Annotated in this window: 18 protein-coding genes and 1 pseudogene; 10 read left to right on the top strand and 9 right to left on the bottom strand. The window is 70.2% G+C overall.

All coding sequences use genetic code 11. The annotated features are described in order from the left end of the window. Window positions 1-10: 10 nt before the first annotated feature. Window positions 11-1,273, top strand: a complete 1,263-nt coding sequence (locus QF027_RS37050) for an alginate lyase family protein (protein ID WP_307079548.1) — start codon at window positions 11-13, stop codon at window positions 1,271-1,273. Between the two features lie 90 nt (window positions 1,274-1,363). Continuing rightward, on the top strand, window positions 1,364-2,944 hold the full coding sequence (locus QF027_RS37055) for a carboxylesterase/lipase family protein (RefSeq protein ID WP_307079549.1): 1,581 nt from the start codon (window positions 1,364-1,366) through the stop codon (window positions 2,942-2,944). A 57-nt stretch (window positions 2,945-3,001) separates the two neighbouring features. Here the strand turns inward: QF027_RS37055 and QF027_RS37060 are convergent, their stop codons facing one another. The 3 genes from QF027_RS37060 to QF027_RS37070 all read right to left on the bottom strand — a co-directional run bounded on the left by QF027_RS37060 (window position 3,002) and on the right by QF027_RS37070 (window position 7,453). Next, the gene (locus QF027_RS37060) at window positions 3,002-4,057 is read right to left on the bottom strand and encodes a LacI family DNA-binding transcriptional regulator (RefSeq protein WP_307079550.1); all 1,056 of its coding nucleotides are present in this window, start codon (window positions 4,055-4,057) and stop codon (window positions 3,002-3,004) included. Between the two features lie 220 nt (window positions 4,058-4,277). Beyond that, the gene (gene mmuM / locus QF027_RS37065; protein ID WP_307079553.1) at window positions 4,278-5,219 is read right to left on the bottom strand and encodes a homocysteine S-methyltransferase; all 942 of its coding nucleotides are present in this window, start codon (window positions 5,217-5,219) and stop codon (window positions 4,278-4,280) included. A 143-nt stretch (window positions 5,220-5,362) separates the two neighbouring features. Further along, on the bottom strand, window positions 5,363-7,453 hold the full coding sequence (locus QF027_RS37070) for an autotransporter (protein ID WP_307079555.1): 2,091 nt from the start codon (window positions 7,451-7,453) through the stop codon (window positions 5,363-5,365). Window positions 7,454-7,642: 189 nt separating this feature from the next. Between QF027_RS37070 and QF027_RS37075 the strand changes: the two genes are divergently transcribed. Together QF027_RS37075 and QF027_RS37080 are read left to right on the top strand one after the other, a co-directional pair. Beyond that, on the top strand, window positions 7,643-8,719 hold the full coding sequence (locus QF027_RS37075; protein WP_306974807.1) for a glycoside hydrolase family 43 protein: 1,077 nt from the start codon (window positions 7,643-7,645) through the stop codon (window positions 8,717-8,719). Then, complete coding sequence (locus QF027_RS37080) at window positions 8,716-10,125, top strand: RICIN domain-containing protein (protein ID WP_307079557.1); 1,410 nt, start codon at window positions 8,716-8,718, stop codon at window positions 10,123-10,125. The genes QF027_RS37075 and QF027_RS37080 overlap by 4 nt, the downstream gene beginning before the upstream one ends. 2 nt (window positions 10,126-10,127) lie before the next feature. Here the strand turns inward: QF027_RS37080 and QF027_RS37085 are convergent, their stop codons facing one another. After that, window positions 10,128-11,810 (bottom strand): rhamnogalacturonan lyase B N-terminal domain-containing protein, encoded by a 1,683-nt coding sequence (locus QF027_RS37085; protein ID WP_307079559.1) that lies wholly within the window; start codon window positions 11,808-11,810, stop codon window positions 10,128-10,130. A gap of 195 nt (window positions 11,811-12,005) precedes the next feature. Between QF027_RS37085 and QF027_RS37090 the strand changes: the two genes are divergently transcribed. Both QF027_RS37090 and QF027_RS37095 read left to right on the top strand, forming a co-directional pair. Further along, the gene (locus tag QF027_RS37090) at window positions 12,006-13,046 is read left to right on the top strand and encodes a rhamnogalacturonan acetylesterase (protein WP_307079562.1); all 1,041 of its coding nucleotides are present in this window, start codon (window positions 12,006-12,008) and stop codon (window positions 13,044-13,046) included. 69 nt (window positions 13,047-13,115) lie between these two features. Next, window positions 13,116-14,807, top strand: coding sequence for a DUF2264 domain-containing protein (locus QF027_RS37095; RefSeq protein WP_307079564.1), 1,692 nt, complete (start codon window positions 13,116-13,118; stop codon window positions 14,805-14,807). A gap of 91 nt (window positions 14,808-14,898) precedes the next feature. On the opposite strand, the gene QF027_RS37100 is transcribed toward QF027_RS37095, so the two are convergent. Both QF027_RS37100 and QF027_RS37105 read right to left on the bottom strand, forming a co-directional pair. Beyond that, on the bottom strand, window positions 14,899-16,299 hold the full coding sequence (locus QF027_RS37100; protein WP_306974798.1) for a condensation domain-containing protein: 1,401 nt from the start codon (window positions 16,297-16,299) through the stop codon (window positions 14,899-14,901). Window positions 16,300-17,132: 833 nt separating this feature from the next. Further along, entirely contained in the window at window positions 17,133-18,563 is a 1,431-nt protein-coding gene (locus QF027_RS37105; protein WP_307079566.1) for a hypothetical protein, read from the bottom strand. Between the two features lie 117 nt (window positions 18,564-18,680). Here QF027_RS37105 and tnpA point away from each other — a divergent pair, with 117 nt between their 5' ends. The 4 genes and pseudogenes from tnpA (at window position 18,681) to QF027_RS37125 (ending at window position 21,200) form a co-directional block, all read left to right on the top strand. Further along, window positions 18,681-19,055, top strand: a complete 375-nt coding sequence (gene tnpA / locus QF027_RS37110) for an IS200/IS605 family transposase (RefSeq protein WP_307079568.1) — start codon at window positions 18,681-18,683, stop codon at window positions 19,053-19,055. After that, window positions 19,052-20,259 (top strand): annotated as a pseudogene (locus QF027_RS37115) (RNA-guided endonuclease InsQ/TnpB family protein). Before tnpA ends, QF027_RS37115 begins: the two are co-directional and overlap by 4 nt. Before the next feature lie 35 nt (window positions 20,260-20,294). Beyond that, window positions 20,295-20,657 carry a VOC family protein gene (locus tag QF027_RS37120; RefSeq protein WP_307079570.1) on the top strand — a complete coding sequence of 121 codons (363 nt, stop codon included), beginning with the start codon at window positions 20,295-20,297 and terminating at the stop codon, window positions 20,655-20,657. 84 nt (window positions 20,658-20,741) lie between these two features. After that, window positions 20,742-21,200: a hypothetical protein gene (locus QF027_RS37125; RefSeq protein WP_307079572.1), complete on the top strand. Its 459-nt coding sequence runs from the start codon at window positions 20,742-20,744 to the stop codon at window positions 21,198-21,200. Here QF027_RS37125 and QF027_RS37130 read toward each other — a convergent pair. The 3 genes from QF027_RS37130 to QF027_RS37140 form a co-directional block, all read right to left on the bottom strand. Beyond that, a complete protein-coding gene (locus QF027_RS37130; protein ID WP_307079574.1) occupies window positions 21,195-21,986 on the bottom strand; it encodes an alpha/beta fold hydrolase in 792 nt (263 codons plus the stop codon). The genes QF027_RS37125 and QF027_RS37130 overlap by 6 nt on opposite strands. Beyond that, on the bottom strand, window positions 21,979-22,566 hold the full coding sequence (locus QF027_RS37135; protein ID WP_307079576.1) for a TetR/AcrR family transcriptional regulator: 588 nt from the start codon (window positions 22,564-22,566) through the stop codon (window positions 21,979-21,981). Before QF027_RS37135 ends, QF027_RS37130 begins: the two co-directional genes overlap by 8 nt. A 103-nt stretch (window positions 22,567-22,669) precedes the next feature. After that, the gene (locus QF027_RS37140) at window positions 22,670-23,635 is read right to left on the bottom strand and encodes an alpha/beta hydrolase (RefSeq protein WP_307079578.1); all 966 of its coding nucleotides are present in this window, start codon (window positions 23,633-23,635) and stop codon (window positions 22,670-22,672) included. Window positions 23,636-23,791 lie beyond the last annotated feature (156 nt).

A 23,791-nucleotide genomic window follows, 5' to 3' on the forward strand; every position in this document is an offset into this window, starting at 1 on the left:
GATGCACCGAATGAGCCGCACTTCCCCCCACCAGCACCTCCCGCACACCGAGTTGAGCCGCCGCGGTCTGTTGAGGACCGCGGGCGGTCTCGGCGCCGCCCTCGCCCTGGGTGGCAGCGCCCTCGCCACGAGCATGGCCACCACGGCCGACGCGGCGCCCTCGACCTGGACCCACCCCGGCATGCTGCACAACGCCGGAGACATCAACCGGGCCAAGGTCAGGGTCGCCGCGGGCACCGATCCCTGGCTGTCCGGCTGGAACAGGCTGGTCGCCAACTCCCACTCCCAGTCCACCTGGACCAACCGGGCCACGGCGACCATCATCCGCGGCGGCACCGGCGAGAACTACTCCCTGCTCTTCAACGACATCGCGGCCGCCTACCAGAACGCGCTGCGCTGGCAGGTCGGCGGCACCGAGGCCAACGCCGTCTGCGCCGCGAACATCCTCAACGCCTGGTCGCGGACGCTCACTTCGGTCACCGGAAACGCGGACCGGTTCCTCGCGGCCGGCATCTACGGCTGGCAGTTCGCCAACGCCTGCGAACTCATGCGCGGCTACAGCGGCTTCGACCTCGCCGCCGCCCAGGACATGCTCGCCAAGGTCTTCTACCCGCTCAACAACAGCTTCCTGACCAACCACAACGACGCCTGCATCACCAACTACTGGGCCAACTGGGACCTGTGCAACATGGCCTCCGTCCTGGCCATCGGGATCCTCAACGAGGACAGCGCCAAGTACGACCAGGCCGTCACCTACTTCAAGTCGGGCGCGGGCAACGGCTCGATCGCCCACGCGGTGCCGTACCTGTACACCGACTCCGCCGGTTACGCGCTGGGCCAGTGGCAGGAGTCCGGCCGCGACCAGGGGCACACCGTCATGGGCATGGGCCAGATGGGCGCCATCTGCGAGATGGCCTGGAACCAGGGCGACGACCTCTACTCGTACGACAGCCGCCGCTTCATGAAGGCCGCCCAGTACGTCGCGAAGTACAACCTCGGGCAGGACGTCCCCTTCACCACCTACAACTGGGGCACCGGGCAGAACTGCGCCGCCTCGTCCCAGACCGTGATCTCCTCCGCCTCCCGGGGCCAGATCCGCCCGGTCTGGGCGATGCTCCACTTCCACTACAACCGGCGCCTGGGCCTCGACGACAAGTACGTCTCCCAGATGTACTACGACCTCGTCGCCCCCGAGGGGGGAGGCGGCGACTACGGCACCACCAGCGGCGGCTTCGACCAGCTGGGCTTCGGCACCCTGATGTACGCCAAGTAGCGGCCCGACCGCGCTCTGCACCGGAATACCGAGCCGAAATGTGGTGCTCTTGTTGTTCACGGTGCAGTAGCGCGGTGAGGAGGCTGGTGGATGACAGCAGTCCGGACAGACCCCGTGGTCAGCACGCCGTACGGGGCCGTACGGGGCCGGTACGAGCACGGGACCGCGGTCTTTCGGGGCATCCCCTACGCGGCCCCGCCCTTCGGCCCCCGCCGCTTCCGGCCGCCGGTGCCGCCCGAGCCCTGGGCGGGTGTGCGCGAGGCGGCCGACTTCGGGCCGACGGCGCCGAAACCGCCGTACTCCGACGCCTTCGCGCAGTACCTGTCCGACCCGTTCGTGCCCGGCGACGACTGCCTCAACCTCAACGTGTGGACGCCGGAGCCCGGCCCGGGGGCCCGGCTCCCGGTCCTGGTGTGGCTGCACGGCGGAGCCCTGACCAGGGGATCTTCCGCGGTGCCCGTGTACGACGGGCACGCCTTCGCCCGGGACGGCGTCGTGTTCGTCTCGGTCAACTACCGGCTCGGTGTGGAGGGCTACGGCCTCTTCCCGGACGCGCCCGCCAACCCCGGCCTGCGCGACCAGCTCGCCGCCCTGCGATGGGTGCACGAGTCGATCCGGGCCTTCGGCGGCGACCCCGGCCGTATCACCGTGGCGGGGCAGTCGGCCGGTGCGATCAGCACCGGCGCCCTGCTGGCCGCCCCGCAGGCCCAGGGCCTGTTCCGGCGCGCGGTGCTGCAGAGCGGACCGCCCGAGGCGAGCGACCGCGACAAGGTGCGGCGGATGGTGCGCCGGATGGCCACCCGGCTGAAGATCCCCGCCACCGCCGCGGCCTTCGCCGAGGTCGACCGCGATCTGCTGCTGCGCACCCAGGCCGAGGTGGGCCGCCTCAGCAGCCCGGTCCTGGGCGGGCCCGCCTTCGGGATCGTGGTCGACGGCGACCTCGTGCCGCGTGATCCGCTGGAGGCGCTGGTCGAGGGCTCGGTGGCCCGCGGGGTCGAGCTGATGCTGGGCTGGACCAGCGACGAGTACCGCCTCTGGCTCGTCCCCGGCGGCCTCCTGGAGCGCGTCGACCGGCTCGGCCCGGTGGCCCTGGCCGGTGCCATGGCCCGCTGCCACTGCGGCTCCGAGGTGGTCCGCGGCTACCGCGCGCTGCATCCCGACGCCGGTACCGCCGAGATCGTCGGCCAGATGGTCACCGACCACCTGCTGCGCATCCCCCTGCACCGCCTCGCCGAGGCCCGCCCGGGGTCGTCGTACGTCTACGAGTTCGCCTGGCCCTCCCACCGCCCGGACCTCGGCGCCTGCCACGCCCTGGAACTGGGCTTCGTCTTCGACACCGGCGCCGCTCCCGAGTCCGCCAAGCTCGCCGGCGAGGGCGCCCCGACCGAGCTCGCCGACGCCATGCACAGTGCGTGGGTGCGCTTCGCCGCCGACGGGGACCCCGGCTGGCGGCCCTGGGACGCCACCCACCCCGTCCAGATCTTCGGCAAGGGCGATCCGTACGTGGCGTCCGGCCCTCGGGACCACGATTTCGCGGTGTGGACGACGGACACGACCACGCCGGAGACGGCCCCCGTGACGGAACCGGCAGAGGGCTGGCCGGCGCGGACCGCGGAGCTCAGGTCGGTCGTACGGCGGCTGCGACGCACCGGACTGGCGCGGCGGCACTGAGCGCGCGGGCCGCCGGCGCGGATGCCGGTCGCCGGTGACGCGGCCGGGCCGCCCGTCTCAGGTGCCGGTCGCCGTGACCGAGTCCCGGACCACCACGTGGGTGCCCAGCAGGAGGTGCTCGGCCGGATCCTCCGCCGTACGGCCGAGCGCGGTGCGTACGGCGAGGCGGCCCAGTTCCTCGTAGGGGACGTGGACGGTGGTGAGCGCCGGGTGGAGGTCGCGGGCGAAGGGGATGTCGTCGTAGCCGGCCAGGGAGACGTCACCGGGGACGTCGAGGCCGGCCTCGTGGAGGGCGGTCAGGGCGCCCGCGGCGACCATGTCCGTCGCGGCGACCACGGCCGTGAACTCCAGGCCCTCCTTCAGGGCCCGGCGCATCAGACGGTGACCGGAGTCGCGGGTGAAGTCGCCGTTCAGGACCAGCGCGGGGTCGGGATCCATGCCGCGCGCGCGGTGGGCGGCGAGATACCCGCGCTCACGGCCCTGCGCGGTGGTGTGGTCCGCCTTGCCGCCGAGGAACAGGACCCTCCGGTGGCCCCGGGACAGGACGTGGGAGACGAGCGCGTAGGCGCCGCCCTCGTTGTCGTACTCGATGACCGTGACCGGCGCCCCGGGGCCCAGCGGCGGCCGACCGCACAGCACGAGCCGGGAGCCCGCCGACGCCAGGGAGTCGGCCATACGGCGGGTGCGCTCGCGGTACTCGACGGTGTCGGCGGCGCCGCCCACCAGGATCACGGCGGCGGCGCGCTGGGCCCGCATCATCTCCACGAACTCCAGTTCGTGCTCGACATCGCCCTCCGTGCTGCACACCAGACACAGATGGCCGAGCCGGTTCGCCTCGCGTTCCACGCCGTGTGCCATCAGGGCGAACGACGGGCCGGTGATGTCCTCGAGCACGAACGCCAGCGTGGGCGTGCCGACGCCCGCGATCGCCTTCGCTCGCGCGTCGGCGACGTAGTCCATCTCGCGCACCGCCCGCATCACGCGCGTGCGTGTCGCCGCGCTCACCGGATACACCCCGCCGAGCACCCGTGACACGGTCGACGCGGACACCCCGGCCCGCGCGGCGACATCCCGGATCGTGCTCCGGCTGGCGTCCTCGCTCTTCCTGGTCATCCCTGCCTCTCCCCCTGGGAACAGCGGCAACACCGACGGAAACCGGTTCCCGAGCGGAGGCTAGCAGGGGGAGAGGGGCACTGGCCAAGGGGCAGGAGCAAGGAATCTAGGGGGCGCGCAGCGCACCCCCAGGGGCGCGGGGAACTGCGCGAGCAACCACAACGAAACCCGCAGTCGCAAGGCACCAGAAGCCATACGGAGAGAAGGCGCACCGCCCCCGCTAACGCACCGCCCCCGAGATCCCGGAGATCGCCTCAGGCCCTACCCGGCAGCACCCCCCGATCAGCCGCGCCCCCGACTTCCGCCACCTCGTGACCTCCTCCGACGTGAACGAGGACCGTCCCTCCCAGCGGCGCGCCTCCGCGTTCCAGGACTCGCCGCTGTTGGGGTAGACCACGACCGGCTTGCCGGTGACCCGCGCGGCCGTCTCGATCGCGTGGTCCACGTCCTTGGGGACACAGCAGTTGACGCCGACCGCGATGACCTCGTCCACGTCGGCGGCCAGGGCGAACGCCTCCTCCAGGGGCTGGCCGGCCCGGGTGCGGTCGCCGGCGACGGAGTAGGAGAGCCAGGCCGGGACACCGAGACCACGGATGGCGCGCAGCAGCGCCTGCGCCTCGTCGCTGTCGGGGATCGTCTCCAGGGCCAGGACGTCGGGCCCGGCCGCCGCGAGCACCTCGAGCCGGGGCCGGTGGAAGGCCTCCAGCTCGGTCACGCTCAGGCCGTACCGGCCCCGGTACTCCGAACCGTCCGCGAGCATCGCGCCGTACGGCCCGACCGAGGCCGCCACGTACAGCGGCCGCCGGACCCCCTTCGCCCACGCCTGCCGCGTCGCCTCGCGCGCCAGCCCGACGCTCAGGGCAAGCAGTTCCGCCGCCCGCTCGCGCGCGATCCCGCGCTTGGCGAACCCCTCGAAGGTGGCCTGGTAGCTGGACGTGATCGCCACGTCCGCGCCCGCCTCGTAGTAGGCGAGATGCGCCTCGGTGATCGCCTCGGGCCGCTCCGCGAGCAGCCGCGCCGACCACAGCTCGTCGCTCAGATCGTGCCCGGCGGACTCCAGCTGGTTGGACATCCCGCCGTCGAGGACGACAGGGCCCGCCGCGAGGGTGTCGGCGAGGGGGCGGGAGAGGGCGTCGGGGACTTCCGGGGTGTCGCTGGTCATGCCTCGACGCTAGCCGACGGGACGGGAGACGGCCGCAGCCGTCCGGTACGCGAACACCGGGACCAGCGTGTGGGCGGACAACTCAAGGCCCTCACCCGCACCAAGGACGTCACCGGACCGTGGGCGGCCTGCGCCGGCACCGATCAGTGCGCCGCGTGCCGTCCGCCCTCATGTCGCTTGCCCCGCCTGCGCACGGTCGGCGGGACCACCAGCCCGCCCAGCAGACCCAGCGCCAGAATGTACGGCCACCAGCCCAGCCCCTCCGTCTCCGCTCCCGTCGTGTGGGGTGCCGCTGCCGGAGCCTTCGACGCGGTATCGGCACGGACGCCCGGCGAGGCGCTCGCCGTTGCCGCGGCCAGTACGACGTCGTTGCCGTCCCCGCCCCGATAGGTGATCCGGTACGTCGTGTCGGCGAGCTGGAGCCGCGTGCCCTCCTTCAGGCCCTTGAAGGCGCCCGTGGTCTTCGACGTGCCCTTGTTGTCCAGCACGGTGATCCGGCGGGCGGGGTCGGTGCCGACGGCCGAGAAGTCGAGCTCACCGGCAAGCCGAACCGGGCCCGTCACCTTCAACGGACCGTCTCGCAGGACCAGTTCACCCTTCGAGGTCTGCGTGTAGCGGCCGGAAACGGTGAGTCCTCCCGTGACCACGCCCTCGTTGGTGACCGCGCCCTTCACCGAGCCCTTGCCGGACAGCGAGGAGACCACGCGAAGACCGGTCGTGCCCGCGTCCAGCCGTGCGGCCGTCGAGGTGAGCCGGATCCCCTTGCTGCGGGCGAGAGTTGCTCCGCCCCGCAGGGCGAGCGTCCCCTTGCGGACCGTCGTCGTCCCCGTGTACGTCACCGCGCTTCCGGTCAGGGTCGTCGTCGCCCCGCCCGCCTGGGTGAGGGAGCCGCTGCCGCTGATCCGGGGCAGGGTCAGGGGCTTGGTCGTGTTGTCGACGATCAGCGAGCCGTTGTTCACGAGCTTGTAGAGACCGCCGCCGGTGTAGAGCCCGCCGTCGCCCCCCGGCTTGCCGCTGCCGAGGCGGAGCACGGCGCCCTTCTCGACCGTCGTGGAGCCGTCGTAGTACTGGACGGCCGCGAAGGTGACGTCATTGCCCTTCGTCCCCTTGATGACGATGTCACCCGCGCCGGGCGCGGACAGGGTGTCGTGGAAGCGGCCACCGCCGATGGGGGCGCCCAGGGTGACGGGTCCGTTGTAGTCGAAGGTCAGCAGGGAACGGGAGCGCGCCGCCAGCAGGTTGATGTACACCGTCTTCGCCGTGCCGGGCATGAAGATCCTGCTGGTCGTCCCGTCTCCCCACTGGACGTTCGCGCCCTTGATGTTGGTGCCGCGCTTGTTGACGTTCTTGGTGGCCGGCGTCCAGTTCAGGGCGGGGTCGCTCAGTGAGGGGTTGGTGTCACCGCCCTGGTTCGACCAGCTGTACTGGCCGGTGAGGACCACCTTGCCGCCCGGCCGGGACTGGACGTTGATGTCGCTGCCGTACTCGCGCTGGTAGAAGTCCATCCGCTGGGTGACGGTCTGGCCCAGCGGGGTGTCCACGGTCCAGGTGCCCTGGTTGAGCACCTTGCGCGCGTTGGGCAGCGAGGTCGCGTACTCGGGCCGCCCGGCGTTGGCCTGGGTGCCGTTGTCGATGACCCCGGAGAACGGGCCTGAGGTCAGGTCCCACGTGCCCCAGAGGAAGCGTGGCTGGGTGATCAGGCCGGAGCCGCTGACGGTGCCCAGGTTGTAGGCGCTCTTCAGGGACAGCCGCAGGGTGCCGTCGACCCGGATGTTGTCCTGGTTCAGCCGGAACGCCGGGGTGCCGTACGGGAAGTGACCGATCAGGCCTGTCGTCCCGCCGTTGCCGTACTGGAGGGTCGCTCCGCGCTCGACCGTGATCGCGGGCGGGTCCGGGCGGGTCGTGGTGACGTAGGGGTGGTTGCCGCCGAGTGTCCGCACGGACTGCCGCTGGCGGGACCGGGGCAGCGTGAAGTCGCTGTCCCTGGTCAGGATCAGCGTCCCGCTGCCGCGCACGGTGAGCGTGCCCTCGCCGCGGAACACCCCGTCGTACGTCGTCGACCCCGCGGGCACCGTGACGACGGTGTCGCCGGTCAGGGTGACGTCCCGGTCCGCGAGGACGTCGGCCGTGACGTCACGGGAACCGGCGGCCGCCGCCGGGGGAGCGGTGACCAGGAGGGCGGCCGCCGCCAGGGCTCCGGCCGCGGCTGCTGTCTTGTGGAAATGGCTGCGCACATGACCGGAGACGGGCGAGGCGCGGGCCGATAACAGAAAACCGAAAACAGAAAGCGCCTTCTTTTGGTCTCGTCCGACCCGTTGACCTCCGGGTTCCCCAGCCTTACCTTTCGGCTGTTCGCAATAACAACAGATGTTCTCAATATCGAACATCTCTCTCAGGACACCCCCCTCCGAGAGGCAGTCCGTATGAGCCGCGCCGCCGACGTCCCCCACCGACGACTGCTGCTGAAAGGTGCCCTGGCCGCGGGCGCCCTGGCCGCGACCCCCGCAGTCGCCGAAGCCGCCCCGCGCCCGAAGAAGGCCGCCCCCTTCGTGAACCCGCTCGTCCGCAACCGCGCGGACCCGTACATCCACCGTCACTCCGACGGCTACTACTACTTCACGGCCACCGCCCCCGAGTACGACCGCATCATCCTGCGCCGCTCCCGCACCCTGCGCGGCCTCGCGACCGCCGACGAGTCCGTCATCTGGACCAAGCACCCGACCGGGGTCATGGGCGCCCACATCTGGGCGCCGGAGATCCACCGCGTCGGCGGCAAGTGGTACATCTACTTCGCCTCCGCGCCCGCCGAGAGCGTGTGGGACATCCGTATCTGGGTCCTGGAGAACGCCAACCCGAACCCCTTCAAGGGGACTTGGGTGGAACGAGGCCAGATCAGGACCGCCTGGGAGACCTTCTCCCTGGACGCCACCACCTTCACCCACCGCGGCAGCCGCTATCTCGCCTGGGCCCAGCACGAGCCCGGCCTGGACAACAACACCGGCATCTTCCTGTCGAGGATGGCGAACCCGTGGACCCTGACGGGTCCTCAGATCAGGCTCTCCACCCCGGAGTACGACTGGGAGTGCATCGGCTACAAGGTCAACGAGGGCCCCTCCGTCATCGCCCGCAACGGCCGGCTCTTCATGTCGTACTCGGCGAGCGCGACCGACTGGCACTACTGCATGGGCCTGCTGACGGTCGACGCGGACGCCGACCTCATGAACCCGGCGAGCTGGTCCAAGTCACCGACCCCCGTCTTCACCAGCAACGACACCACCAGGCAGTACGGCCCGGGCCACAACTGCTTCACCGTCGCCGAGGACGGTCGCAGTGACGTCCTCGTCTATCACGCCCGCCAGTACAAGGAGATCGTCGGCGACCCGCTGAACGACCCCAACCGCCACACCCGCGTCCAGAAGCTCGGCTGGCACGCGGACGGCACCCCGAACTTCGGCATACCGGTGGCGGACACCGCCACGGACACGGAGGTTGCGTCGTGAGGCGTGCTTACGCGGTACTGCTCGCCCTGTGTCTGGCCCTGGCCGGCGCCCTGGCGACCGCCGGACCGGCCCAGGCCGCTCCGCTGACGATCCCCAACGGCGTCCAGTTCACGGACACCTCGGGCAACGCCCTGCACGCCCACGGCGGCGGGGTCATCAAGGTCGGCTCCTACTACTACTGGTTCGGCGAGGACCGCAACTCCGACAACACCTTCCGGTACGTGGACGCCTACCGCTCCACCGACCTGAAGAACTGGGAGTTCAGGAACCACGTCCTGACCCAGTCCAGCGCCTCGGAGCTCGCCACCGCCTACATCGAGCGGTCCAAGGTCGTCTACAACGCGTCCACCGGCAAGTTCGTGATGTGGATGCACAAGGAGAACGGCACCGACTACAGCGAGGCCCGCGCCGCCGTCGCCGTCTCCTCCACGGTCGACGGGAGCTACACCTACCAGGGCAGCTTCCGCCCGCTGGGCGACAACATGTCCCGCGACATCACGACGTTCGTCGACACCGACGGCACCGGCTACATGGTCTCGGCGGCCAACGAGAACTACGACCTGCACATCTACAAACTCACCGCCGACTACACCGGCATCGCCGCTCTGGTCGCCAACCCGTGGGTGGGCGGACACCGCGAGGCCCCGGCCCTGTTCAAGCGGGGCGGCGTCTACTTCATGCTGACGTCGGGCGCCACCGGCTGGAGCGCCAACCAGCAGCAGTACGCCACCGCCACCTCCCTCGCCGGACCGTGGACCTCGATGGCGAACGTCGGTGACTCAACAACCTACAACTCGCAGACCGCGTACGTCCTTCCGGTGCAGGGCACTTCGGGCACCTCGTACCTCTACATGGGCGACCGCTGGGGCAACTCCTTCGGCGGGACCGTCAACGACTCCCGGTACGTGTGGCTGCCGTTGACCTTCCCCACCTCCACCACGATGTCCATGTCCTGGTACCCCCAGATCACGATCGACGCGGCGGCCGGGACGATCAGCGGCACGAGCGCCACGTACAACACGCTGGTCTCCCGCAACAGCGGCAAGTGCGCGGACGTGGCCAGTCAGTCGCTGTGGCAGGGCATCGCGATCAGCCAGTACACCTGCAACAGCGGTGCCAACCAGAAGTGGTGGTTCAAGGACCTCGGCACCGGCTACTACCAGCTGGTCGGCCGCGGCAGCTCCCTGTGCCTCCAGGAGAACGCCACCAACGTCACCCAGGAGAACTGCGGCAGCGCGACCACCCAGCAGTGGTCGGTGGTCACTTCGGGCTCGTACGTGAACATCAAGGCCAGGTCCACCGGCGAGTGCCTGGACGTGAACGGCGCGTCCACCGCCAACTCCGCAGCGATCATCACGTACGCGTGCAGCGGAGCGACCAACCAGCAGTGGACGCGCGGGACCTGACGTCAGGCCAGCAGATCGATCGCGTCGATCGACGTGCCCGCACTGAGGAAGGACGTCGACCCCGAACCGCTCGCCACGTAGATCTTCAGCGTGTTGTAGGCGCTGGTGTCCGTCAGCCAGGCGGACGCCGGCACGCTGTAGGTGAACGTGTAGTTGTTGCCCCGGTACGAGCCCACGGTCAGCGACCGGGTGCTCGGCTGGGTGGGCGGGGAGGGGACGGCGGAGGTCCAGGTGTCGTTGACGACGACCTGCGGGCGGCCGTTGGCGTAGGCCGTCGTCACACCGATGCGCAGGGTGTGCGCGGCGGCGGCCTGCGCGGCCGTCAGCTTGAAGTAGACGATGATTCCGCTGTTGACGTCCTTCCACAGGTAGCAGGGGAAGCCCGAGGTCTCGGTGCCGCTGCCGATGACGACGTTGCCGGTCCAGGAGGAGGCGCGGACGTCGGACGGATGGGCGTACGTCATCAGGTCGGCGTTCTTGAAGCCGCCGGGCGTGCCGTCCCAGTTGTTGATGCGCCAGATCGCGCTCGCGTTGCCCGGATCGTTCGAGGAAGGGATCGCTATGGAGTTCAGGGTGGTCGTGCCGCCCGCGCTGACGCTCACCGAGCCGGTGTAGACGGCGAGTTCACCCTTGAAGACGGTCAGCGTGTACGTCCCCGGCAGCACACCCCCGATGGAGAAGTAGCCGTCCGACGACCGCGCCGAACCCCAGTACTGGGCAGCGGAGTTGGCGAGTCCGACCGTGTAGGTGTACGCCGTGTTCCGGCCCGTGATGCCGACGCCGGCGACCTTGCCCCGGCCGCTCGCGGGGACGTAGCCCGAGATGCCGAGCGAGTCCGCCCACGAGGTGGTGAGGGTGCCCGGGTACAGCGCGGAGGAGGGGGCGCCGCCGTCGGTGAAGGCGATGACGTAGGGGCCCTGGAGGCCGAAGCGCTGGGCCTCCGTCTGGTTCTCGCCGTAGTACAGGATCTCGTACAGGCCGCCGCCGTCCGCGCTCTGGTGGCGCAGGAGGGAGCGGTAGAACGGGCCGCCGGAGGCCTTCTCGTGGTTGGAGCGCACGATGTACAGACCAACGCTGCCGGTGGTCCAGCCGACGTAGTTGTAGTCGATGACCCGCGCCTTCGCGTAGTGCTTGGAGCGGGTCTGGCCGTCGGACTTCGCGAAGACGTCGGAGGCCTCGATGGTGGTGGGCGCGTAGGTGTACGAGTCGGGCTCGTCGTTGAGGAACTTGCCCGCGTTGACGCGCAGGATGTAGCGGGTCGCCGAGACCGAGGCGTCGGCCTTGTTGGTCCACAGGTACACGTTGTTCTCGCCGCTGCGGGCCGCGTAGTAGTGCTTCAGCGTGCCGTAGGCGACCGAGATCAGGATCGTCGTACCGGACTGCTTGATGCTCACGGTGGACGTGCCGAGCCCGGACTCGATGTGCGAGTTCTTGCCGCCGTAGCCCTGGTACTGCGTGCCCTTGTAGACCAGCGAGGTCAGGTCGCCGTTGGTCTTGCTGACCTTGAAGACGAGGCTGGCGCCGGTGTCGACGACGTAGTTGGAGCCGTCGTCGCTCCAGCCGAAGCTCGCGGCGGACGCGGTCTCCGCGAGCGGCCCGGCGAGCGCGGCCGTCCCTGCGGCGGCCGCGGTGCCGAGGACGAAGGTACGGCGTCCGACCGGTCTGTTCACGGTGGATTCGGACATGTGGGGGTGCCTCCTCCGGGAGGTGTGGGGGTGGTGCGGGTGCTTTGGAGAGTGACAGTTGAATCGATTTCGCGAAAGGGCTTTCGCTCGCTGGAAGTTGGCAATCTTGTGAAAACGGTCCAAGGTCTAGAAAGCGCTTGCAGATGGCGGTACGGTCCGGCGCCAGGTGTTGTCCCCCTGACGGAGGAACCACGAATGAGACGTTTCAACCTCGCCGTCCTCGCGGCGGTGGCGCTGGCCTCGGGCCTGACGGCCGTACCGGCGCAGGCGCATGCCGGCCGCCCCCTCGGCATGGAGAACTGCACCGCGGCCGGCTGCCACTTCGACGTCCCGCCGGGCACGTACGACGTGAAGGTGCTGCTCGGTGGTGACGCGGAGTCGCACACCGCGATCAGCGGCGAGACCCGGCGTTCCCTGCTGCCGGAGACGGCGGTCGCGGCCGGCGAACGGGCCTCCCGCAGCTTCACCGTGAACGTCCGCACCCCGGAGGGCGAGCCCACCGGCCCCGACGGCACGCCCGGCCTGGACCTCGCCCTGGGCGGCTCGGCCCCCGCGCTCGCCGGCATCGAGGTCACCCCCGCCCGGCACGCGCGCCAGATCTTCCTGGTCGGCGACTCCACGGTCTGCGACCAGCCCGGCGACCCGTACTCCGGCTGGGGCCAGCAACTGCCCCAGTACCTGCGCAAGGGCGTGTCCGTGGCCAACTACGCCGACTCCGGCGAGAGCACGGTGACGTATCTGTCCGAGCCGCGCCTGTGGGCCACGGTCCAGCCGCTGATCCGCCACGGAGACCTCGTCCTGATCCAGCTCGCCCACAACGACAAGACGACGGACGAGGCGACGTACCGGGCGAACCTGGAGACTCTGGTCGCGGGTGTGAGGGAGAAAGGCGGGAACCCTGTCCTCGTGACGCCCATCGTGCGACGCTGGTTCAACTCGGACGGCACGCTGAACAACGGGACGGCCCTGCTGGTCAACGGCCTCGGGGTGGACCATCCCGCGGTGATCCGCTCGGTGGCCGCAGCAGAGGACGTCCCGCTGATCGACCTGACGGCGAAGACGAAGACGCTGGTGGAGTCCTTGGGAGTGGAGGGCTCGAAGGCGATCTACCTCTACAACGAGAAAAGGGACAACACCCACACCTCCGTACACGGCGCCACCGTGTACGCGGGCCTGGTCCGCGACGAACTGGTCGCACAGGGGCTGGTGCCCGCAGGGCTGGTGCGGGTGGGATAGACGCCTGGGGCGTCCCGACCGGAACCGGGGCGCCCCAGGTCTGTGATGTGAGCCGAAGAAAGAGAACCGATGCAGCTGCCTCCTGAGGACCGCACCCTCAGTCCGTACACCGGCTACACGCGCGCCCATTGGGAGGCCGCGGCCGACGCCCTGCTCGCCGCGGTGGAGCCGTACGCCACTGAGGACCGCGCCCTCTACCACCTCCCCGGCGACCGGCAGAGCTGGTCCGGCCACCTCTCCGACGGCCTTGAGGGCTACGCCCGTACGCTCCTGCTGGCGGCCCTCCGGCAGGACGGGACCGCACTGGAGCGGTACGCGGACGGTCTCGCCGCCGGAGTATCGGGAGTCTGGCCCCGTATCGAGGACCGCAGCCAGCCGTTGGTGGAGGCGGCGTCGATCGCGTTCGCGCTGCGGATCACGAAGCCGCTGCTCTGGGACCGGCTGGACGACGCCGTACGGCAACGCGCCGCGGCCTGGCTCGGCGACGCGCTGACCGCGGAGGCCTGGCCCTGCAACTGGGAGCTCTTCCCGGTCACGGTGGCCGGCTTCCTGGAGTCCGCCGGATATGAGCCGGACGCCTCCCGCAAGGCGATCGACCGCGGGCTGGAGCGCATCGAGCAGTGGTACGTCGGCGAGGGCTGGTACACCGACGGCGACGGCCGCAAGTTCGACTACTACAACGGCTGGGCCATGCACCTCTACCCGGTGCTGCACGCCTGGCTGGCCCAGGACGACGGGTTGACGGACCTGTACGGCGGCCGCCTCTCCCGCCATCTCGAGGACTACGCCCGCCTGTTCGGCGCCGACGGTGCCCCGATGCACCAGGGCCGCTCCCTGACGTATCGCTTCGCGACGACGGCCCCGCTGTGGCTGGGCGCCCTGACGGGCCACACCCCGCTGCCCCCGGGCGAGACCCGGCGGCTGGCCTCCGGGGCCCTCAAGTACTTCCTGGACCGCGGCGCGGTGGACTCCCACGGCCTGCTCACCCTCGGCTGGCACGGCCCCGACCCCGCTGTCCTTCAGGGCTATTCGGGCCCTGCGTCCCCGTACTGGGCGAGCAAGGGCTTCCTCGGCCTGCTCCTCCCGGCCGACCACGAGGTGTGGACGGCGGTGGAGGAGCCGGGTCCGGCCGAACGCTCCGACGCGGTCACCTCGATCACCGCCCCCAACTGGCTCCTTCAGTCCACGAGTTCCGACGGCCTCGTCCGCCTCCACAACCACGGCAGCGAGGACGTGCGCTACGACCCGTACTACACCCGCCTCGCCTACTCCACGGTGACGGAGCCCTCGACGTCGTACGACAACAGCGTGATCGTGAACGGCGATCCGAGCCGTACGGAGATCGTGCCGTTGGGGGTGGGGGACGGGTGGGCGGCCTCCCGGCACACGGCGGCCTCCGGCGCCCGGGTGACGAGTGTGGTGATCGCGCGCCGTGCCGCGGAGGTGCGCGCCTTCCTCGTGTCCGGGGCCGAGCCCGGGACACCGGTACGAGTGACCGGGTGGGCCGCGCGGCACGGAGTCCGGGCCGAACTGCTGGCTGCCGTGGGACTGGACGAGACGTTGTCCGGCGTCACCGGCACGGACGAGACGCTCTTCGTGGCGCTGGGGATGCTGACCGGGGAGCCGGACCACCCTCCGCTGGCGGACACCGTGAGCGTACGGGCCGACGGAACCGGGGAGTTGACGGTCCTTTGGAGCGACGGGACCGAGGTGCGGGTCCGTCTGGACGGCTCCGGCGTGGAAATCGCCGGGGAGGGCTGAGCCGGCTCGGGGAGGAAGAGGATCACCGGTCTCGCTACCTGCCTCCACGGCCGGCTGCTGTTCCCGGAGTCCGGTGGCTTCGGCGCCCGGGTCAACCCGACCGGCCCGGGCCGTTCCTGGCCACCGAGACGATGAGTTCCCGCAACTGCTCGGCGTACAGTTGCATGTTCTTGCGCGCGATGTCGGTGTCCGGGTAGCGGCTCACGAAATGCAAGCCTTCGTGGAGCCTGTTGAACCATGCGCACACCTTGTCGCCGTACGACATCCTGCCCAGGATGTATGCCTTCCACTCGACCCAATGCCCGGATCCGGGGAGGTCCCGGGCGTCGACGAACGAGACCAGCGAGTACAGGTCGAGCGACGTCGGGCGAAAGTCCGAGTCGAGCAGGCGCAGTATCCGGGCGACGGGCACACGGGCCATGCGCCTGTTGGACTTCAGCGCGGTGCGCACCATCTTCAGGGCGCTCTGGAAATCGGGTGCCTGCGCAATGGGAATCTCGACCGGCACGCAACCTACGAACCAGCCCACGGAGTCCCGCCATTCGGGCTTCCCCCTTGTGTGGAAGGGCACCATCGTCCGGAAGACGGGCTCCCCGCCGATCTTGTGGACGGCGATGCTCGTGGCAGCCAGGACGCCGACCATGCTCCCGCCGAAGGGCCGGCAACACGCCTCGAACGCGGCGGCGTCGTCGGCATCCACGAGCATCCCGTGGATGCCGTTCTGTGCGGGCAGTTCGCCGCCGGGATCCAGGCCGAGATCGACAGGGAAGTTCGGCAGCGTCCCGCCGCACCGGTCCATGAACTCCCGCCAGTATGCGGCGATCTCGTGAGTGGCGTCGATCTGGTCCGCGTCCGTCCGTTCGATGTCGCAGAAGTCGACGTAGCTGCTGGGCGCCCTCTCCACGGCGCGGCCCTCGGCACCCGCCGTGCAGAGTTCGTGGATGTCGGCGGGGATACGCTGAATGGAGTACGAGTCGACGTTGCTGTGATCGAAGGCCATGTACACGCTCGTGCAGTCGTCCCGGACGACCGCCGAGTAGATGAAGTTCGGCCAGCTGAGGGCGTTCGCCGCGACGTCGAACCGGTCCTGGAGATGCTGGGCCAGTCTCTCCGCGTCGGAGAATTCGCCGACCGTCTCGCGACGCAGCGACACGGCCTCGGCGTCCAGCGTGAACCGGCGCATTTCACCGCCGCTCCAGCGGAAGCCGCTGCGCAGCGTCTCGTGCCGGAGAGTCCAGCACCGCAGCGCTTCCTGCAGTACCTGGAGATCGACCCCGCCCGGAATGTCGAATGCCGTGCCGACCCACGTCGGCATGAACAGGCCGTCCTCGCGGACCGATCGAGCTGTTCGGACGTGCGACTCCTGGACATACGCCGGCGGCCGGCTATCCGCAGGCAGGCCTTTCGCAGTCTCGATGGCCTCCTCATCGAGAGTCCACTCGATGAGGAGTCCGGGACGGACCTCACAGTGCTGGATGTCGGTAATTCGCACGGCAGGCATTCCTTTCGCATGGAGCGCGGAGGGGACGGGAAGGTCCGGGAGCCCGAGGAGGTCGCGGCCGGCGTGACGGGAGCGGGGTGTCCGCGACGCTGACGCCGGTCCCGGGCCCCCACGGCCGGGCGGATCTGTTCCCCCTGCCGCTGGGCAGCGGTCCCACGCCCGGGCGACCGCCTTCCGGTGGTAGAGGCGGGTGTCCGTGTCAGTGACGGCCTCAATGGTCCGGTTTCGGTGGGGTCGCATGCCCAGGGCCATGCGGGCCGTGCATCCGCGACGGTGTCTCCCGCCGCATCACGCGGTCGGAGCAGAACCGACCGAGGACCTGCACCGCCAAACGGGCCGGCACGAGTATCGCCGGCCCGGCGCTCGATCACGGGCGGGCCGGCTGCCAGGCGGCGTGATGGCCCCACCGGCCCGGCAGCCGGTTCAGGACGGCAACACGAGCTTGCGTACATCTCAGGGACGGCCGACGGCACGACCCGTACGGCCCCGCTCCCGTGCTCCCCGCCCGCTCGGTGACCGATGGCGTGACCAGCCGGAGCTGCCGGGCCCTGCCTGGAACGAGCACGTCCGTCATCACTGCCATGAGCTGCTCCTGAAGGGGCTGTCGGGTGGAGGACCGCCGCGCACGAGACTCGTCCGCCCACGGACCGGTCACGGAGCCGGGCAGCCATCACCATTCTGCGAGAACCGAACCAAGATCGCCCGGCGAGCCAGCCGTCCAGGGGGCTCACGCCAGATTGCCGGCTGGGCGGCGCACGCCTGTTGCAGATCCCTGCGCACATGGCCCGAGCGGTATGGGCACGACGTCGAGAATCAGCTGCTTCTCAGGGGGTGAGCCGGGCGATCCGCAGGCTCGTCGAGGTCGGGGACGCACCGGTCAGCGGCTTCGTGTACGACGGCGTCACCGGGACGTACGCCCACGTCAGCGTCCCGTCTTTCTGGACCGCGATGTCGCCCGTGATCCGCGCCGACACCACCTTGTCCGCGCTCTGGAACCTGCCGTTCCAGTCGATGAGCCGGAAGTGCGTGCCGGTGAAGGTGCCGGTGCAGGTGCCGCTCGCGCACTTGGCGTTCTTCAGGGACTCCCAGGACACGAGAAGGCGGTTCTTGCCGTACGGCGCCACGTGCACGTCGACATGCTCGGTGCCCGGCGCGTTCGTGAGGTAAATGGCCTTGCCCGGGCCGGAGTTGCGGTTCTTCAGGAAGGCCACCGCCACCTGGTGGGTGCTGGTCTTCGGCTTGACCGTCCAGCCGCGGCCGCTCGAGTCGTCCGGGTTCTTCTTCGCGGACGCGGCACCGCGCGAGGCGAATGCGGTCGCGTAGCGGCCGGTGGAGGACTTCACCAGGTCGCCGGTGCGGCTCGCGAACGTACCGCCGCAGTACCCCGCCCAGCACTGCTCGCGCTGCACCACCGGAGCCACGTCCGGGGCGCCGATGCCCGTCGACACGAACAGTCCCGAACGCCAGTCGTCGAAGCAGAGGGAGGTGAAGTCACCAGTGGTCTCGGCGTGCAGCGCCACGCCCTCGTTGTGGCTGCATCCCCAGCCCCACCCCCGGCTGAGCTTCGCGCCCTTGGCGCCGACGTACGACAGCTTGTCGCCGAAGTGGCCGTCCGCGAAGCCGCCCGCGCCGTGCACCACGAAGTAGGCGCCGTACTTCTTGCCGTTCCAGGTGAGTTGGCCGTCGAGGGTGGGGGAGGTGTCGTGGGAGGCGGTGCCGGTGAGCTTCGTACGGAACGTCTGCTTGCCGTTCGTGTACCGGACGATCGCGGCCGCCGTCTCCTTCCACGTGTTGGTGTCGGTGACCCGGGTGAGCAGCGCGAAGCCGTCGTTGTGCGCGACCAGACCGCCGACCTCCTTCGCCCCCTTGACGACGGTGTCCGTGCCCGAGCGCTTTCCGGCGGACGTCAGCGGGGTGACATGGATGCCGTCCGAGGCGGGCCAGGCGACGCGCAGGGTGCCGTTCGGTGCCGCCGCCGTCGCCGTCCGGGTCCACTCGCGGGTGTTGTTGTAACCGGCGGACAGGTAGGGGAACTTGGCGGCCAGGGGCACGGCCGTGGTGGCGGGGGTGAGTGTGGGAGCCGTGGCCGCGCCGGCGGTGGCGTACCAGGCGCCGACGAGCGCGGTCGTCGCGGCGAGACCGGCGATGACGGGCTTGCGGGCGGCGCGGACCCGGCGGTGGCCGGCGCGAGGGGTGTCGCGAGTGGTGTCGCGGGGGGTGTCGCCGTCGCGCGGTGTGCGTCTTGCGGAAGTCATACCTCCAGGTCGCCGCAGGCGGTGCGAACGTTGCCGCCGATCTTGCGGTGGTCGACCGGACCCCGAGAATCCCCGCATGACCTCGACCATCCGCCAGCCGATATCTAGCGGCTCCACGTGGTGTGGTGCCCGAAGTACCGCCGTCCGGTCCTCGGTGGCAGGGTCGCGTCACGCCTGGATGAGTTGATCCGGCAGAAGGCCGACGAACGGGGGTGGGAGATCCTGGCGCTTGAGGTGATGCCTGACCACGTCCACTTGTTCGTCAAGCATGACCCGAAGTCGTCGGCCTCGTACGTGGCGAACCAGTTCAAGGGCTTCACCTCGCGCGTGCTGCGCTCGGAGTTTCCGCACCTGAAATCGCGGATGCCCACGCTGTGGTCGTCGTCGTACTTCGCCGCCTCCATCGGCGCAGTCTCGGCCGCGACGGTGCAGCGGTACATCGACACTCAGTGGGAACGACCCTGGAAGAAGAACCAGGTGGACGACGCATGATCCGCGCGTACACGTTCCTCCTGCGTCCCACCGTCCGCCAGGAGCGGGCTCTGACGGAGATGCTGCGGGACCACTGCTCCCTGTACAACGGCGCGTTGCAGGAGCGCCGGGACGCCTACCGGCACACCTCGAAGACGAGCATCAAGTATCCAGACCAGTCGGCCCAGCTTCGCGAGATCCGGGCGTTCGACCCGGAACGCCAAGGCCGCTGGTCGTTCTCCAGCCAGCAGGCCACGCTGCGCCGCCTGGACAAGGCATTCCAGGCATTCTTCCGCCGCGTCAAGGCCGGACAGACACCCGGCTACCCGCGATTCAAGGGCGTCGGGCACTTCGACACCGTCGCTTTCCCCAAGGATGGCGACGGCTGCCGCTGGGACTCCACCCCGCACGACCCCCACACCCGCGTCCGCCTCCAGGGTGTCGGACACGTCCGGGTCCACCAGCACCGGCCCGTGCGCGGCCGGGTCAAGACGATCTCGGTGAAGCGGGAGGGCAACCGCTGGTACGTCATCCTCGCCTGCGACGAGGTACCCGCTGAGGAACTTCCTCCGACAGGCGCGGTCGTCGGGATCGACATGGGCATCACGCACTTCCTGACCACCTCGTACGGCGCACACGTGCCCAACCCACGCTTCCTCGAAGCGGCGGCCGGGGAACTGGCCGAGGCCAGCGGCACCTGGCGACGTTCCCCAGGCGGACGAAGCGGCGTACGAAGGCACACCGCGCCGCCGCCCGGGCGGTTGCCAAGATCCACGCGAAGATCCGGCGCCAGCGCCTGGACCACGCGCACAAGACCGCCCTCACCCTGGTGCGCGACCATGACGCGATCGCGCACGAGAAACTGAACACGGCGGGCATGACCCGCACCTCGACCCCCAAGCCCGACCCGGAACGGGACGGCAGCTTCCTCCCGAACCAGCGGGCCGCGAAGGCCGGGCTCAACCGCAGTATTCTCGACGCGGGTTGGGGGGTGTTCCTCGCGATCCTCGCCAACAAGGCTGAAAGCGCCGGTCGGACCGTCGTCGCGGTGGACCCCCGCAACACCTCCCGCATCTGCCCGTCCTGCGGGCACGTCGCGAAGGAGAACCGCGCAACCCAAGCGAAGTTCCAGTGCACGGCGTGCGGGATGACCGCCAACGCAGACCACGTCGGTGCCCTGAACATCCTCAATAGGGCCGGGCTGGCCCTCTGCGACGTGGCCTAGCCACTGACACAGGAAGCCCGCGCGTTTGCGCGTAGGTGGAGTCACGTGACCATCGACTGCGCCGCCGACGCGCCTACGCGGTCGCCGCATTCTGGTCCCAGGCCCTCGGACAGCCGCTGCACGAGGAGGACCGGCCGGGCGACGAGGAGGCGCTGATCGAGGACGCGGGCCTGCTCTTCGTGACCGTCCCGGAGACCAAGACCCTCAAGAACCGGCTCCACTTCGACCTCCAGCCCCAAGACCGCACCCGCGACGAGGAGGTCGCCCGCCTCCGCACCCTGGGCGCCACGCTCATCGACGACCAGCGCACGGGCGACGGCATGGGCTGGGTGGTCCTGGCCGAACCGGAGGGCAACGAGTTCTGTGTGGAGGGGAGTGCGGCGGAACGGGAGAACTGAGGCCGGCCCGGCCCCTCGGGGACACCACCCTTCGGTCACCACACTTCGGCCGGCACCGAAACGACACCCGCCTAGCGTGCCCGCATGACCGAACACCCGCAGCAGACGCCCGCCCACGCCGTGACCGGCATGGTCCACCACGTGCTGGTCCTGGCCGATACCTGGACCGCCTGGGACGGCAAGCCCGTCCATGTCGACGACCGCGTTTACACGCCGCACAAGGCGATCCGCCGGGTCGCCGACCATCTGATCGACCACCTCGCCGAGTTGGAGGCGCGGCTCGCGGGCGAGACTCCACAGCCCGACCACTGGCACGCGTCCACGACGACCACCGCGGCCGACCTCGCCCCCTTCACCCACGAAGACCTGGACGAGGCCCGCAGCCGTCTCACCCGGCTCGCCCGCATCTGGGCCAACCGCCTCGACGCCCTCACCGAACACCAGCTCGACCACTCACCCGGCGAGGGCTGGACCTTCCGCGAACTCGCCCTGCACCTCAAGGGGTCCACGTACTACGCCGACGCGCTCGGCGACCTGTCATGACCGCACGCCGGTCCCGAGCAGCGTCCGCGTGAGCCGGTCGGCGAAGTCCACCGGGTGGTGGAGGATGCCGAGATGACCGCCGGGAAACTCGACGAAGTCGGCCTGTTGCGCCTTCGCGAGGAACTCGGCGGACCGGTGAAGGAGTTGCCCGCGGGAGTCGGTCCCCGCGGCGACGGTGAGGCGGGCCTGCGAGGGGCTCGCCCCGGGGACGTACGACGTGAAGGGCCCAAGGACATGCGCGAGGGAGACCGCCATCGGGTTGGTCAACTCCTCCTCGCGGGACAGAGGTTGGCCCTCGGGCAGCTCTCCCGCATCCCGCTCCTCCAGTACGGCGGTCATCAGCGCGCCCGCCGCCGCGAGCCCCTTGGCCCGGTAGACCTCACAGATCTCCCGGAACGCGGCCTGCTGGCGTGCCCCGTCCGGCAACACCCCGACGCACGGCGGCTCGTGCGCGACGACGTGCCGCAGCCGCTCCGGGTGCCGGGCGACCAGATCCAGCGCGGCGATGGCCCCGGCGCTGGTGCCGAAGACGTACGCCGACTCGCCCTCGGGGAGCGTCGCGTCGAGCACCCGCCGCGCGCCGTCGCTCCAGTCCTGGGGCCGTTGGTCCTCGACGGGCAGGCCGAGTCGGCCATGGGCGAGGCCCAGGGGGTCGTAGGTGACGACGGTGAAGTGCCCGGCGAGCGCGTCCGTCATCGGGCCGAGGCCCATCGGGTGTCCGGCGCCGCCGGGGAGCAGCAGGAGTAAGGGGCCGTGGCCGGTGATGTCGTAGTGCGGGTCAGTCATCGGTGTTCTCCTCTTGGGGCCAGTTCTCGAGTGCCACGTGCAGGGCGTCGACCGCCCTGTCCCAGGACTTCTGTACGTCGCGGGGGGCGCCGAAGCCGCCCGCCGACTCCAGGGCGCAGTAACCGTGGAAGGTGGCGCGCAACAGGCGTACCGCGTCGGTGAGATCGGGTTCGGCGAGGCCGTAGGCCCGGAGCATGCCGTAGGTGATCTCGGCGGTGCGCCGGAGCGCGGGGGTGTCGGCGATCAGCGACTGGTCGATCCGGATCTGCGTGGCCGCGTACCGCCCCGGCCGCTCCAGCGCGTACGCCCGGTAGGCGCCGGCGAAGGCGGCCAGCGCGTCCTTCCCGGCGCGCCCCGCCACCGCGACGGCGATCCGGTCGATCATCTCGCCGCCGGCGAGCAGGGCGAGCCGGGTGCGCAGGTCCTGGAGGCTCCTGACATGCGAGTACAGGCTGGCGTCCTTCACGCCGAAGCGTTTGGCGAGGGCGGCCAGCGTGATGTTCTCGAAGCCGATCTCGTCGGCGAGATCGGCGGCGGCCTCGGTGAGGCGGTCGGCGGTGAGGCCTGCTCGGGGGACCATGCGTGCTCCGTAAACCTAGGATTCCTAGGCAGGTTACTGGATCCCGTAGGAAAAGGCCCCGGACTTTTCGAGTCCGGGGCCTGGGCATGCGGTGGTCGGGAGATCAGGAAGCGGTGAAGGCCGTGCGGAGCGTGCTGACCGCCTGGGTGATGGCGGCCTCGGCGGCGTGGGTCTCGCGCAGGGCGTTGAGCATCACGAAGTCGTGGATGATGCCCTGGTAACGGACCGCGGTGACCGGGACTCCGGCCTCGCGCAGCCTGTTCGCGTACGCCTCGCCCTCGTCGCGCAGGACGTCGGCCTCGGCGGTGATGACCAGGGCCGGGGGCAGGTCGCGCAGCTGGTCGACGGAGGCGCGCAGGGGGCTCGCGGTGATCTCGGCGCGCTGCTTCTCGTCGGTCGTGTACTGGTCCCAGAACCACTGCATGGCGTCGCGGCGCAGGAAGTAACCCTCGGCGAACTGGCGGTAGGAGCCGGTGTCGAAGCTTGCGTCGGTGACCGGGTAGAAGAGGACCTGCTGGACGAGCGGGACGTCCCCGCGCTCCTTGGCCATCAGGGTCAGCGCGGCGGTCATGTTGCCGCCTACGGAGTCCCCGGCCACGGCGATGCGCGTGGCGTCCAGACCCTTGGCCGCGCCCTGCTCCACCACCCACTGGGCGACCGTGTAGTTCTGCTCGATGGCGACCGGGTAGCGCGCCTCGGGGGAGAGGTCGTACTCCGGGAAGACGACCGCGGCGCCGGTGCCGACGGCGAGTTCCCGGACCAGCCGGTCGTGCGTGTGGGCGTTGCCGAAGACCCAGCCCGCGCCGTGGAGGTAGATCACCACGGGGAGGGTGCCGGTGGCGCCCGCGGGCTTCACGATCCGCGTCCGGACGCTGCCGGTCGGGCCGCCCTGGACGGTCACCCACTCCTCGTCGACGGCGGGCTTGTCGATCTCACCCGACTGCACCTCGTCGACCGTCTTGCGGCCCTCGACGGGGCCCAGGTCGAAGAGGTACGGCGGGTTCGCGGTGGCCTCGGCGAAGGCCTGGGCGGCGGGTTCCAGTACGGGGCGGGGGGTGCTGTCGGTCATGACGATCTCCTCGGATCGGGTGCCGGGGGCGCGCTCAGTCTGCGGGCTCGGCCGAGTGGCGGCATGGCGAGAACAGTAGCGCACTATTAAGTCGTGCACAATCGATTAGGGGTCGATAGAATCGAGGGGACTCGAAGCCGTACGGTGGAGGGCCCG

Source organism: Streptomyces canus (genome assembly GCF_030816965.1).
GTDB classification, from domain to species: Bacteria; Actinomycetota; Actinomycetes; order Streptomycetales; family Streptomycetaceae; genus Streptomyces; species Streptomyces canus_E.